The organism is Ruegeria sp. C2, assembly GCF_056537765.1.
The window spans coordinates 230,458-243,222 of sequence record NZ_JBQFRZ010000001.1 but is presented as its reverse complement, the minus strand read 5'-3'; the positions used below and the strand labels follow the sequence as shown (position 1 = coordinate 243,222).

The 12,765-nt window shown below is 62.0% G+C and carries 11 protein-coding genes; 1 reads left to right on the top strand and 10 read right to left on the bottom strand.

Going from position 1 to position 12,765, the window contains the following annotated elements; all coding sequences use genetic code 11:
• Window positions 1-4: 4 nt before the first annotated feature.
• The 4 genes from murC to ACR0IV_RS01225 form a co-directional block, all read right to left on the bottom strand.
• Entirely contained in the window at window positions 5-1,411 is a 1,407-nt protein-coding gene (gene murC / locus ACR0IV_RS01240; protein WP_480658288.1) for a UDP-N-acetylmuramate--L-alanine ligase, read from the bottom strand.
• The gene (locus ACR0IV_RS01235) at window positions 1,408-2,505 is read right to left on the bottom strand and encodes a UDP-N-acetylglucosamine--N-acetylmuramyl-(pentapeptide) pyrophosphoryl-undecaprenol N-acetylglucosamine transferase (RefSeq protein ID WP_480470368.1); all 1,098 of its coding nucleotides are present in this window, start codon (window positions 2,503-2,505) and stop codon (window positions 1,408-1,410) included. The genes murC and ACR0IV_RS01235 overlap by 4 nt, the downstream gene beginning before the upstream one ends.
• Window positions 2,505-3,668: a putative lipid II flippase FtsW gene (ftsW, locus tag ACR0IV_RS01230; RefSeq protein ID WP_480658290.1), complete on the bottom strand. Its 1,164-nt coding sequence runs from the start codon at window positions 3,666-3,668 to the stop codon at window positions 2,505-2,507. Before ftsW ends, ACR0IV_RS01235 begins: the two co-directional genes overlap by 1 nt.
• 294 nt (window positions 3,669-3,962) lie before the next feature.
• Window positions 3,963-5,012, bottom strand: coding sequence for a Hint domain-containing protein (locus ACR0IV_RS01225; protein WP_480658292.1), 1,050 nt, complete (start codon window positions 5,010-5,012; stop codon window positions 3,963-3,965).
• Window positions 5,013-5,257: 245 nt separating this feature from the next.
• Between ACR0IV_RS01225 and ACR0IV_RS01220 the strand changes: the two genes are divergently transcribed.
• Window positions 5,258-6,436 (top strand): BaiN/RdsA family NAD(P)/FAD-dependent oxidoreductase, encoded by a 1,179-nt coding sequence (locus ACR0IV_RS01220; protein WP_480658293.1) that lies wholly within the window; start codon window positions 5,258-5,260, stop codon window positions 6,434-6,436.
• On the opposite strand, the gene ACR0IV_RS01215 is transcribed toward ACR0IV_RS01220, so the two are convergent.
• The 6 genes from ACR0IV_RS01215 to ACR0IV_RS01190 form a co-directional block, all read right to left on the bottom strand.
• Window positions 6,433-6,807 (bottom strand): glycine zipper family protein, encoded by a 375-nt coding sequence (locus ACR0IV_RS01215; RefSeq protein WP_480470372.1) that lies wholly within the window; start codon window positions 6,805-6,807, stop codon window positions 6,433-6,435. The genes ACR0IV_RS01220 and ACR0IV_RS01215 overlap by 4 nt on opposite strands.
• Window positions 6,808-6,918: 111 nt before the next feature.
• On the bottom strand, window positions 6,919-8,313 hold the full coding sequence (gene murD / locus ACR0IV_RS01210) for a UDP-N-acetylmuramoyl-L-alanine--D-glutamate ligase (protein WP_480658294.1): 1,395 nt from the start codon (window positions 8,311-8,313) through the stop codon (window positions 6,919-6,921).
• Window positions 8,310-8,768 carry a hypothetical protein gene (locus tag ACR0IV_RS01205; protein ID WP_480658295.1) on the bottom strand — a complete coding sequence of 153 codons (459 nt, stop codon included), beginning with the start codon at window positions 8,766-8,768 and terminating at the stop codon, window positions 8,310-8,312. The genes murD and ACR0IV_RS01205 overlap by 4 nt, the downstream gene beginning before the upstream one ends.
• Window positions 8,768-9,850, bottom strand: coding sequence for a phospho-N-acetylmuramoyl-pentapeptide-transferase (gene mraY, locus ACR0IV_RS01200; RefSeq protein WP_480658297.1), 1,083 nt, complete (start codon window positions 9,848-9,850; stop codon window positions 8,768-8,770). The genes ACR0IV_RS01205 and mraY overlap by 1 nt, the downstream gene beginning before the upstream one ends.
• Complete coding sequence (locus tag ACR0IV_RS01195; RefSeq protein ID WP_480658298.1) at window positions 9,850-11,268, bottom strand: UDP-N-acetylmuramoyl-tripeptide--D-alanyl-D-alanine ligase; 1,419 nt, start codon at window positions 11,266-11,268, stop codon at window positions 9,850-9,852. The genes mraY and ACR0IV_RS01195 overlap by 1 nt, the downstream gene beginning before the upstream one ends.
• Entirely contained in the window at window positions 11,265-12,746 is a 1,482-nt protein-coding gene (locus ACR0IV_RS01190; protein WP_480658299.1) for a UDP-N-acetylmuramoyl-L-alanyl-D-glutamate--2,6-diaminopimelate ligase, read from the bottom strand. Before ACR0IV_RS01190 ends, ACR0IV_RS01195 begins: the two co-directional genes overlap by 4 nt.
• Between the last annotated feature and the right edge of the window lie 19 nt (window positions 12,747-12,765).

Below are 12,765 nucleotides of genomic sequence, written 5' to 3'. Positions count from 1 at the left end.
AGTATCAGCTCGCTTTGGCGATCAACCGGTCGGGCAATCCGTTGGCCCAGGCGCTGATCGTACCTGCACCGAGGCAGACGACCATATCGCCGGGACGGGCCTGTTCGCGCACGAGGCGTTCGAGGTCACTTTCATCCAATATGGCCCGCGCATGACGGTGGCCGTGGCGGATCAGACCTTCGACCAGATCGTCGCGGGATGCGCCCTCAATCGGGTCTTCGCCCGCAGCAAAGACCTCGGCAATGGCGACCACATCGGCGTCGTTGAAGCAGGTGCAGAAATCGTCGAACAGGTTGGAGAGGCGCGAATAACGGTGCGGCTGGTGGACGGCGATGACGCGGCCCTCGGTGGCCTGACGTGCAGCCTTGAGAACGGCTGCAATCTCGACCGGGTGATGGCCGTAATCGTCGATGATGGTGACGCCGTTGATTTCCCCGACCTTGGTAAAGCGGCGGTTGACGCCGCCGAAATTGGCCAGCGCCTCGCGAATTTCGCTGGCCTTCATGCCTAGATGGCGGGCCACGGCCACGGCGGATAGAGCGTTCGAGACGTTGTGGTCCCCCGGCATCGGCAGGGTACAGCCCTCGATCACCTTGTCTTCGTATTGCAGGTGGATGTCGAAATGGGCGACGCCGCCTTTGTAGGTCAGGTTCTCGGCCCGCACATCGGCCTGCGCGTTGAAGCCATAGGTGCGCACACGGCGGTCGGTGATGCGCCCGACCAGAGCCTGCACCTCGGCATGATCCGTGCAGCAGACGGCCAGACCGTAGAAGGGCAGGTTTGAGACGAACTCGTGGAAACCGTCGCGCAGTTGGTCGAAATCGCCCCAATGCTCCATATGCTCGGGGTCGATATTGGTGACGATGGCGATGGTTGCAGGTAGGCGGTTGAAGGAGCCATCGCTCTCATCCGCCTCGACCACCATCCATTCGCCCTGCCCCATCCGCGCGTTCGAGCCATAGGCGTGGATGATGCCGCCATTGATGACGGTGGGGTCGAAATCGCCCGCGACCATAAGCTCGGCCATCATCGTGGTCGTGGTGGTCTTGCCGTGGGTTCCGGCGATTGCGATGTTCGAGCGCAAGCGCATCAGTTCGGCCAGCATATCGGCACGGCGGACCACCGGAAGACCTTGCGCGCGCGCCTCGTCCAGTTCCGGATTGCCCGGCTTGATCGCGGTCGAGACCACGACCACGGCGGCGTTCTGCAGGTTTTCGGCGCGCTGGCCGACAAAGATCTCAGCCCCCAGCGAGGCCAGACGGTCGGTGATTTTCGACGCCTTGAGGTCCGACCCCTGAACCCGGTAGCCAAGGTTCAGAAGCACCTCGGCAATACCCGACATCCCGATCCCGCCGATGCCCACAAAGTGGATCGGCCCAACGTCCTGCGGCAGTTTGGTTGCTGGATTCATGAGGTCTCCTTCTGCGCCAGTTGTTCGACAAGGGCGACCAGACGCTCGGTCGCGTCCGGAGCCCCAACCGATAGCGCGGCATGGGCCATTTGCTGTGCGGCTTCGGGGTTGGTGAAAACCGTGGTCATTTGCTGTGTCAGCGCGGCAACGTCAAGGGCGTTTTCGGGGATCATGATCGCCCCGCCCGCCTGAACCAGCCCACGCGCGTTGGCGGTCTGGTGATCTCCGGCGGCTGCGGCGAAGGGGATCAGGATCGAGGGTCGCCCAATCACCGAGATATCAGCAACGCTGGACGCGCCCGAGCGCGAGATGACCAGCTGCGCCTCGGACATCCGCCGAGGGACGTCTTCGAAGAAGGGTTGTACATCGGCAAGGATGCCATGTTCGGCATAGAACGCGGCCACACGCGCCTGATCTTCCGCGCGCGCCTGATGCGAAACCCGGATGAAGCCGCGCAGATACTCTGGCAGCGCCGCAATCGCGTCGGGCACCACGTCGCTGAGGATGCGTGCGCCCTGCGAGCCACCCATGACCAGCACCGACATCGGATAATCGCCCGGCGGGATATAGGGAGCAGCGGCGCGCTCCAGTACGGCGGCGCGTACCGGGTTGCCGGTGTGCAGACCCTTCGCGCCTTCGGGCAGGTCTGTGGGCCAGACGCCGCAGGCCACCTGTGCCACGCGGGTGGCAAAGAGCTGGTTCACGCGTCCCAGCACTCCGTTCTGTTCGTGGATCATGCGGGGGATTTTCAGCAGCGTCGCCGCGCCCAGCGCCGGGATCGACGGATAGCCGCCAAAGCCCACCACCACGTCCGGCTTGTCACGCATCATCCCTGCTGCCATGCCGGTCACGCCCGCAGCAATCTTCGGCCCGACCATCACCTTGGCGGCCAGGCCGCCACGGGCGAAAGTGGCGGAGGAGGCCTCGACGATTTCGACGCCTTTGGGAAACGCGCCGGTATAACGTGCGCCACGGGGATCGGTGGACAGGCGCACGCGCCAGTCCTTGAGCAGCATCGCCTCGGCCAACGCCTGCGCGGGGAACATGTGCCCCCCGGTACCGCCCGCCGCAATCAGAAGGTAAGGTTTGCCCATCAGCCTCGTCCGCGCAGAATGTCGCCAAGCTCGCCTTGTGGGCGGGTTCGGGTGAAGGCCAGCAACATGCCGACCGCGATGCCGCCTGCGATCAGGGACGAGCCGCCATAGCTGACGAAGGGCAGCGTCATGCCCTTGGCGGGCAGCAGGCGCACGGCGACGCCCATGTTGATCATCGCCTGAACGCCGAACATGCAGGCCAGACCGGTGCCGGCCAGACGGATGAACATGTCGCGTTCGCGCATCAACCGCAGCAGCGAGCGCACCACGATCAGCGAATAAAGCGCGATGATGATCAGGACGAGGATCAGGCCGTATTCCTCGGCCGCCACCGCGATGATGAAATCCGTATGCGCATCGGGCAGAGACCATTTCACCTGCCCCTCACCGACGCCAACACCGAACAGGCCGCCTTCGCGGATGGCGTTGGTGGCATAGCCCAGCTGGGTGGTCGGATCGACCTCTTGGTTCAGGAACCCGTCAATGCGGCGGGCGAAGTGCTCGGAATTGGAATAGGCGAACATGCCGCCCAACACGACCGCCCCGGCCATGCCCAGCAGCAGCAACATCGGTGCGCCGGCCACGAAATACATCACGCCCCAGCCAAAGAGGATCAGACAGGCCTGCCCGAAATCTGGCTGCATCACCAGCATCGCGACGATGGACATGCACAGCGCGAACGACCAGAGCCGCCCCGGCGGGCCGTTGATCTCTTGCGAGGCGGCCAGCAGCCATGCGGCGACGACGACGAAACCGGGTTTGAGGAATTCTGATGGCTGCAGCGAGGCGAAACCCAGCGAATACCAGCGTACCGCGCCCTTGCCGAAATCGGTGCCGAAGATCGGCAGGAAAGCCAGCGCCACGAAAGCGCCGAGGAAACCCAAGATCGCCAGACGCCGAACCAACGTCGGCGACATCATCGAGGTCAGCAGCATCGCAACCAGTGCCAGCCCGCCAAACAGCGCCTGACGTTCAACATAGTGGAACGGATCGAACCCGTTGCGCCCCGCGAGCGGCGGCGATGAGGCCAGCCCCAGCAGAAGCCCGATGACAAACAGGATCAGAACGCAGGACATCGTCCAGCGGTCAATCGTCCGCCACCACTTTGGAAGAATCGGTTCGCCGCGCTGGTCCTGGACCGCGCCATACACCATCTCAGTCATGAGATACCGCCACTATCTGCCTCGTACACGTCCCGTTTTCGGGATCTGATTGAGAGTCTACAGCGATTTTTGCATTCAGGCCAGTGGAATGACGGCGTTTGAGCGATTTCTGAGCGGCACTGTTTCAATCACAGGCGACCGTCTTTCCGGCTGAAGATTGCAGATGTCAGTCGAAGCGTCGAAACCGACCCAAACGCGGTGATTAACTTCGCTTTATAAAGGCCCATTTTCGTTGCGAAATGCGGGCGCCACGGTGCTTTCACGGCAAGGCGATGAGGTGATGTTCAGGATGTTCTACCCTGCCAGCAGCGGTTTGCGGTTCTTCACATGACGGCGGATCAGCGAGCGAACCTGCCCGCCCCGCGCCGGTGTCAGACGCGCAAGTTGCGGTGCATGAACACCAGTCGCGACCTCGGGGAACAGCGCCTCGATTTCGGCCAGAGCGTCTTTGCCGACGCCTTTCAGGGCTTCGGGTCCTGTGAACAGGCTCTCGGATGGGGCGCCTTCGGCGAAGACCACCTCGTGCCGGTCGAACAGCATGTGAACATAAGTGATCGAGGTTGCGTCTTCGTCAACAGATACGCCTGGCAGATCCAGAAGCTTCCCTGCCGGGATCAGAACTTCGCCCGTCTCGAACATGCGCACCGCAATCGGAGACCGCACAAGCATGCGATGCTGCGGCGATACACGCAGGTCGCGTGCTGGCAGGCCCTCGCCCAGCGCACCTTTGGCAATCCGGATCGGGCGCAGCTTGGGTTTGGCTGCTAAATCAACGCGATCCAGATCGCGTGAACCGATCCAGCGAATGATCTGTGGGCCATGGTCAAGGGTCAGCACCGCATCCCCGGCCTTGAGCGTTTCGATCGCGCGAAGCCCATCCGGGGTTTCGATCCGGGTGCCCGTGACAAAGCATGGCACAACCGTATCGACATCGATGTTCGGGCCGTTATCAACAACGCCATTGATCGTGAGCGTTGTGTTCAGAGGCGGAACAGAGCCCCCGATAAAGGCCAGGAAAAAGCCTGCTTCTTCGTTGATCGTGAGGGAGTTTCCATCACCGTTGATGTCGTAGTCGAAGACGCCGATCTCATAGGTGTTGGTTCCGTCCGTCACCTCAATCGTGAAGTCCCAATAGATGGCATTTCCCGCAAGGGTTTGCGTCGGATCGTTGGGGGTTTCGTTGCTCTGGTCGTCGCCGTCGAAAATGGTCCCGTCCGCCCCATCCTCGATCGTGATCTGACTATAGCTCGAAATCTGGAAGGTCGTGCCCGTCGCGTCGAACGTGACATCTGCAGCAGACAGCGTGGAATCGGTGCGAAACGCACCAAAGATTGTTGTCGGCATTGGGGGCAACTCCACCAGAACTGAAAAACACGCGCTCTGTTTCTTAACCAAAAGCACTAAGGTTTTGCTAAGGACAGCTTGCACACCGGTCAAGTGAGTCTAACCAATTCGTCAGATCTTGTGACCGATGCACATCCTTCCGGGCGACCACGAACCAACACTGGCTGTTCAGAGATCCGAATTCGCCGGGGCTTGAGCACGTCAGCCCCTTGCCTTCGCGCCGATTACAGGCCAAGGGCGGAGGCATGAATTATGACACGATCATCCTTGGCGCCGGGGCTGCCGGCATGATGTGCGCCGTCCATTGCGGCGGGCGCGTGCTGGTGATTGATCATGCAAAAGCGCCGGGTGAAAAGATCCGCATCTCAGGCGGTGGGCGATGCAATTTCACAAATATGTATGCGGGGCCGGGCAATTTCCTGTCGAACAATCCGCATTTCAGTAAATCCGCGCTGGCACGGTATACGCAGTGGGATTTCATCGATCTGGTCGGTCGCCATGGCATTGCATGGCATGAGAAAACGCTGGGGCAGCTGTTCTGCGACGGGTCGTCGAAGCAGATCATTCAGATGCTGCTGGACGAGATGGAGCGCGCCGGGGCCACGCTTTGGGTTCAGACCAGTTTGCGCGATCTGCGCAAGACCGAGAGTGGCTTTGCCCTGGACGTCGAACGCGAGGGCAAGCGCATCCCCCTGACCTGCCGCAATCTGGTGCTGGCCACCGGCGGCAAGTCGATCCCCAAGATGGGCGCGACCGGGCTGGCCTATGACATCGCGCAGCAATTCGGGCTGCAGGTGACCGAAACGCGGGCGGCGCTGGTGCCGTTCACCTTCTCGGACGGGCGTTTCAAGGACCTGTCCGGCGTCTCTCTGGCCGCGCGTCTGTCCAATGCGCGCACCAGCTTTGACGAAGCTCTGTTGTTCACCCATCGCGGGCTGAGCGGACCTTCGGTGCTGCAACTGTCTTCCTATTGGCACGAGGGGGAGGAGATCAGGGTTAACCTGATCCCCGATCTGCCGCTGTTCGATCTGCTGCGCGATCAGCGGCAGGCCGGTGGGCGCAAAGCGCTGACCACCGAGTTGGCGCGCCACCTGCCCACACGGCTGGTGGACCATCTCAAGCATCATATACCGATGAAGGGCAATCTTGCGGATCAGTCCGACGCGGCGCTGTCCGATCTGATCGCTGCGCTGTCCGACTGGCGGCTTACGCCGTCAGGCACCGAGGGCTATCGCACGGCCGAGGTGACTCTGGGCGGGATCGACACCGAGGGCCTGTCGTCGAAAACGATGGAGGCCAGGGATGTCCCCGGCCTCTATGCGATTGGTGAAGCGGTGGATGTCACCGGCTGGCTGGGTGGCTACAACTTCCAGTGGGCGTGGTCCTCGGGCCACGCCTCGGGAAGCGCCATCGCAGGTCGTTAGCCGACGACGTTGTAGCCACGTCCGCGCATGCAGTTGCGCACGATGACTTCCTTGTTCTGGTTCTTGTTGATCACATCGGCACCAGCCCCGACCAGAGCACCGGCAACGGCTGCACGACCCAGATTGTCGCTGCTGTCCTGAACGATGCCGGTGACGGCAGCAGCACCTGCCGCGCCGATGGCCGCGTTCCCTGCGGTCGATCCGTCAACACCGGGCTGCGAGGCGGCCAGTTGCTGGCACTGCGCCAGATCAGAGTTGTAGTTCGGGCCCACCGGACCGTCGATCACCGGCTGATAGCTGGCGCCAGTGTTGGTGCAGGCCGCTACAGCCAGCAGAGCGGGAACGACCAGAAAAAGTTTACGATTTGGCATATTCATGACCTCGTGTTGAATTTCCTGAAGGCAAAAACCAATGCGCATGGCGCGTCAAGCAGATAGGCCACAGCTTCGCCGAACCGGCAATCTATTGCAAATGCCCCGCTTTCAGAGGCGTTTTTTGACCTCAGCCACGAAATCATCGCCGCGCTGTTCAAAGTTGTCATACTGGTCAAAACTGGCCGCGGCCGGGGCCAGCAGGACCACTTCACCTGATTGCGCGTCAGCCATGGCCTGTTCGACTGCGGCGGCCATGGTGGTGCAGACCTGCGCCTCTGCGGCCAGTTGCATGGCAAAGCCCGCCGCTTCGCGCCCGATGACATAGGCCTTGATCACATGATCCCCTGCCCCGTTCAGCGCTTCAAGCCCGCCTTCTTTCTCAAGCCCGCCGCATATCCAACGTATCTTCTTGAACGCGCTCAGCGCTTTCAGGGCGCTGTCCACATTGGTTGCCTTGGAGTCGTTGACATAGGTCACGCCGTCCGCCTCCGCGATGATCTGACTGCGGTGCGGCAGGCCCGGGAAGCTGTGCAGCGCGTCTTCGATCACGCGCGGGGCAAGGCCCAGAGAGCGGCAGGCGGCATAAGCGGCGCAGGCGTTCTGGTGATTATGCGCACCGGGCAGACCCCTGATCTCACGCAGGTCGATCGACCCGGCCTGGCGGCCTTTGCGGTATTCCGACAGGAAGCCTTTGCGGGCAAAGACCTGCCAGCCCGGTCCGGTCAGCTTGCGGGCAACCGAGATGCGGATCACCCGGTCATCCGATGGCCCCTCGGCCAGTTGGCCCGCGAGAAATGCGCCCTCGGCCTCATCTATCCCGATCACGGCGCGATCCGGGCCACCTTCGGCAAAGAGACGACGCTTGGCTGCAAAATAACCGCCCATGCCCCCATGCCGATCCAGATGATCCGGTGAAAGATTGGTGAACACCGCCACATCCGGGGTCAGCGCGCGGGCCAGTTCGGTCTGATAGCTGGAAAGCTCCAGCACCACGACCGATCCATCGCCGCCCGGATCGATATCCAGCACACCGCGCCCGATATTGCCCGCCAACTGCGAGTCGCGCCCGGCCTCTGCCAGTATATGATGTATCAAAGCGGCAGTCGTCGATTTGCCGTTCGAGCCCGTCACCGCGATCACCCGAGGCGGGGTATCATAGTTATGCCATTCCGGCCCCGCGAAAGAGCGGAAGAACAGGCCGATATCATTGTCGACGGGCACACCGGCATCCAAAGCAGCGGCCACGACCGGGTTAGGCGTGGGGTAGAGATGCGGAATGCCCGGTGAGACGATCAGCGAAGTTATGTCATCAAACGCCCCGTGACGGCGCAGATCGGCGCAGGCGAAGCCTTCACCCTCGGCGGCCTCACGCGCAGCGGGGTTATCATCCCAGCAGATCGGCGCGGCCCCGCCCGCGCGCAATGCCCGCGCCGTGGTCAGACCCGACCGGCCCAGTCCCAGAACTGCAACTTTCTGTCCTGAAAATCCTTTGACCGGGATCACTGTACTTTGTTCCTTTGCAACCAATCAGAGCACAACGGTATGACTATGCTGAGCACAAATACAAACGCACCAAGAGAGATCAGGTAAGCTGTCCTGTGACCATTGAAGACACCAAGCAGAGCGAACGGGGTCAAAATGGAAGTCATAGCAAAAATCACTTCGAGCACTTTGATTTGAAGGCGCTTACCTCTTTTTCCCACTGCCTCAAACCCTTCGGTTTCGGCGATGATACCAACTCCTCTCAAGCCGATTAAAACGGCATTACACAGTAGCGCGTAGAGCATCGGAACCACGAACACCAATGCAGCAATCAATGCCCAGAATCTATTCAGATTATTTTCACTACCCAGCAGCGCGGCCACATGAAACACACCCCAAGTCAGGACTATTGCAGCAATCAAACTTTGTGATGCGTTGGCAACCCAGCCTATTTGTTTTCTGATCCAATCCACCATTATCGCACCTTCAGCGTCGCCAGACCGATCATCGCCAGGATCAGCGAGATGATCCAGAAGCGGATCACGATGGTGGGTTCGGCCCAGCCTTTTTTCTCATAGTGATGATGGATCGGGGCCATCAGGAACACGCGCTTGCCGGTGCGTTTGAAGTAAAGCACCTGGATGATCACGCTCAGCGCCTCGACCACGAACAGCCCCCCTACGATGGCCAGCACCAGCTCGTGCTTGGTGGCCACGGCAATTGCGCCCAGTGCGCCGCCCAGCGCCAAAGACCCGGTGTCGCCCATGAACACCGCCGCCGGAGGGGCGTTGTACCACAGAAACCCAAGACCCGCGCCGAAAAGCGCTGAGGTGAAGATGAAGATCTCACCCGTACCGGGCACATAATGCACATCGAGATATTCGGTGAAGTCGACCCGGCCCACCGCATAGGCAATCACGCCGAGGGTCGAGGCCGCGATCATCGCGGGCATGATGGCCAGACCGTCCAGACCGTCTGTCAGGTTCACCGCATTGGCGGCCCCGACGATCACGATCACCGCGAACGGGATGTACAACAGACCCAGATTGATCAGAGTATCCTTGAACACCGGCAGCGCCAACTGGTTCTGCAAATCGGCGGGGTGATGCAGCGAGGCCCAGAGCGAGGCCAGCACAGCAATGATAATCCCCAGCGCCAGCCGCATTTTGCTGGAGACACCCTTGGTGTTCTGCTTCGACACCTTGGCATAGTCGTCGGCAAAGCCGATGGCCGCATAGGCCAGCGTTACGAACAGCACCATCCAGACATATGGGTTGTCCCAGCGCGCCCAGATCAGGGTCGAGGTCACCAGCGCACCCACGATCAGAAGGCCGCCCATGGTGGGGGTTCCGGCCTTGGACAGATGCGCCTCGGGGCCGTCATCGCGGATCGGTTGGCCTTTGCCCTGCTTGCGGCGCAGCACGTTGATCAGGGGCTTGCCGAACAGGAAGCCAAAGATCAGCGCGGTCAGAAAGGCTCCGCCTGCCCGGAACGTGATATAGCGGAAGAGGTTCCAGAAATCCCCTCCGTCCGACAGGGCGGTCAACCAATAGAGCATTACAAAACCTTTCTCACAAAATGACGGCTCTCTGGCGCGCTGCCATGCCCCATTTGCCGCAGACCGTCAACGATCCGCGCCAATGCCATACTCAGCGACCCCTTGGCCATCACGACGTCGCCGCTTTGGATCAGTTCCGGCAGGTGGGCTGCCATCTCATCGCTGGTTGCCGTCCACAGCCCGCGCTTGCCCTCGGGCAGGGCCTGATGCAGCGCCTGCATCAGCGGGCCGATGCAGTGCACCTGATCGACATGCGCCATCGCGGGCACCTCGGCCATGGCGGCATGCATGGCGCGTTCTTCAGCACCCAGCTCTTTCATGTCGCCCAGAAAGGCAATCCGGCGGTCGCCCTGAAGGGCTCCCAACACGTCCAGCGCGGCCTCCATCGAGGTGGGGTTGGCGTTGTAGCTTTCGTCCAGCAGTTTAATCGCGCCGCCGTCCGGCAGGCTTATGAGTTCGCGCACGCCGCGCCCTTTGACCGGCGACCACCCGCGCAGGCCCGCAATCGCCTGAACCAGATCGACGCCCAGAGCGACACAGGCCGCCAGAGCGCCCAGCGCGTTCATGGCAAAGTGGGTTCCCGCGGATTGGACATCGAAGGTGATGTCGGCGCCGCCAACAAGTCCGTACCCCTGCACTGAGTCGGGGCCCTGGAGCACGTTGGTCAGGACAAAATCCCGCGCCTTGTGGCCGAATTCGACAATCTTCACACCTTGCGCAGCGGCGCAGTCGCGCAGAATGCCCGCGTGTTCGATATCGGCATTGACGATGGCGGTGCCGCCCTTGGTCAGCCCGTCGAAGATCGCGGCCTTCTCATGGGCGATGCCCGCAACCGAGTCGAAGGCTTCCAGATGGACGGCAGCCACGGTGGTCACCAGCCCCACATGCGGCTGTGCCTGGTGGGCCAGAGGGGCGATTTCGCCCGGATGATTCATACCGATCTCGATAACGGCGAATTCAGTATCCCGTGGCATCCGTGCCAGCGTCAGCGGCACGCCCCAGTGGTTGTTGTAGCTGGCCACGCTGGCATGGGTTTTTCCTTGCGTTTCCAGAATGCTGGCCAGCATTTCCTTGGTCGAGGTCTTTCCGACACTGCCAGTCACCCCCACCACGCGCGCCTTGGTTCGGGCGCGGGCCGCCTGCCCCAACGCCTCTAGACCCGTCTGCACATCGTCGACGATCAACAGCGGTGCATCTTCGAGCACGCCTTCGGGAATATGCGACACAAGCGCTGCGCCTGCGCCTTTTTCAAGCGCTTGGGCGACGAAATCATGGCCGTCGCGGGCAGCCTTCAACGCAACGAACAGGTCACCCGGCTGCAGGGTGCGCGTGTCGATGGAGACGCCGTTCACCTGCCAATCGGTGGTGGCGCGCCCGTTGGTGGCCTTTGCGGCCTCGGCTGCGGTCCAGAGCGTCATGCGACCCTCCCGTCCAGAGCGGCAACGCTGATACTGGCCTGTTCCACATCGTCAAAGGGCAGGACCTGATCTCCGACTATCTGGCCGGTCTCGTGCCCCTTGCCCGCAATCAGCAGAGCGTCGCCCGGTTGCAGCGCGTCGATGCCGCGCAGGATGGCCTCGGCCCGGTCACCAACTTCTGCGGCTTCCGGCGCGCCAAGCATGACGGCGGCGCGGATGGTGGCCGGGTCTTCGCTGCGCGGGTTGTCATCGGTGACAAAGACCAGATCGGCATTTTCCGCTGCCGCCTGCCCCATGAGCGGGCGTTTAGTTGCGTCGCGGTCACCGCCTGCACCGACGATAGCAATCAGGCGGCCCATGACATGGGGGCGCATCGCTTTCAGCGCGGTGGCCACGGCGTCCGGCGTGTGGGCGTAATCGACAAACACCGCCGCACCGTTGTCGCGGGTGGCGGCCAGCTGCATCCGGCCCCGAACGGTTGTCAGGTGCGGCAGGGTTTCGAACACGCGGTCGGGGGCCTCTCCCGCCGCGATGACAAGGCCACAGGCGAGCAGGACGTTTTCAGCCTGAAACCCGCCGATCAGGTTTAGGCGGGTTTGATAGGTCTTGCCCTTCCACGAAAAGCGTAAATCCTGCCCAGTCGCATCAAAACGTTGATTCAGAAGGCAAAGATTAGAGTTCTCAGGACCCACGGTGATGATGCTCTGACCCCGCGCCTCGGCAATCTTGCGCATCTCGGCGCCCTTCGGGTCGCTAAGGTTGATCACCGCGACCCCGTCTTCTGGCAGTACCCGGTCAAACAGCCCCGCCTTGGCGGCAAAATACGCCTCGAACGTGTCGTGATAGTCCAGATGGTCCTGCGTGAAGTTCGAGAACCCGGCGGCGGTCAGATGCACCCCGTCCAGACGGCGTTGTTCGAGCCCGTGGGAGGAAGCCTCCATCGCAGCATGGGTCACGCCGTTCTCGGCAGCCTCGGCCAGACAGCGATGCAGCGTGATCGGCTCGGGCGTGGTGTGGGCCAGCGGCGCGGTCCAGGCGCCTTCGACGCCGGTTGTGCCGAGGTTGACGGCGGCCAGCTCCAGCTCGGTCCAGATCTGGCGGACGAAGCTGGCCACGGATGTTTTGCCATTGGTGCCGGTGACAGCAACGATGGTTTTCGGCTGCGCGCCGAACCACAGCGCCGCGGCACCGGCCAGTGCCTGGCGCGGGTCTTCGGTCACGATCAGGGCAGCGTCGGATGCGGCCAGTTCTTCGGCGGCGATTTCCGCCCCTTCGGCATCCGTCAGAATGGCAGCAGCGCCCATGCGCAGGGCAAACTGGATGAATTCACCGCCATGGACGCGGGTGCCGGGAAGGGCTGCGAAGAGGAAACCGTCTTTGACCTCACGGCTGTCGACGGCCAGACTGGTGATGTCGGGATTGGCCCCGCCCCGTGCGGTCAGGGCCAGTTCGCTGAGTTTCTTTGACTGATTGCCCATGACCCACCTTTCGCCGGAC

Coding starts and splice junctions, on each gene's coding strand:
- ACR0IV_RS01220 (WP_480658293.1), top strand. CDS start 5,258: ATGAATTATGACACGATCATCCTTGGCGCCGGGGCTGCCGGCATGATG.
- ACR0IV_RS01235 (WP_480470368.1), bottom strand. CDS start 2,505: ATGGGCAAACCTTACCTTCTGATTGCGGCGGGCGGTACCGGGGGGCAC.
- ACR0IV_RS01225 (WP_480658292.1), bottom strand. CDS start 5,012: ATGCCGACAACAATCTTTGGTGCGTTTCGCACCGATTCCACGCTGTCT.
- mraY (WP_480658297.1), bottom strand. CDS start 9,850: ATGCTCTATTGGTTGACCGCCCTGTCGGACGGAGGGGATTTCTGGAAC.
- murC (WP_480658288.1), bottom strand. CDS start 1,411: ATGAATCCAGCAACCAAACTGCCGCAGGACGTTGGGCCGATCCACTTT.
- ACR0IV_RS01215 (WP_480470372.1), bottom strand. CDS start 6,807: ATGCCAAATCGTAAACTTTTTCTGGTCGTTCCCGCTCTGCTGGCTGTA.
- ACR0IV_RS01205 (WP_480658295.1), bottom strand. CDS start 8,768: ATGGTGGATTGGATCAGAAAACAAATAGGCTGGGTTGCCAACGCATCA.
- ACR0IV_RS01195 (WP_480658298.1), bottom strand. CDS start 11,268: ATGACGCTCTGGACCGCAGCCGAGGCCGCAAAGGCCACCAACGGGCGC.
- ftsW (WP_480658290.1), bottom strand. CDS start 3,668: ATGACTGAGATGGTGTATGGCGCGGTCCAGGACCAGCGCGGCGAACCG.
- ACR0IV_RS01190 (WP_480658299.1), bottom strand. CDS start 12,746: ATGGGCAATCAGTCAAAGAAACTCAGCGAACTGGCCCTGACCGCACGG.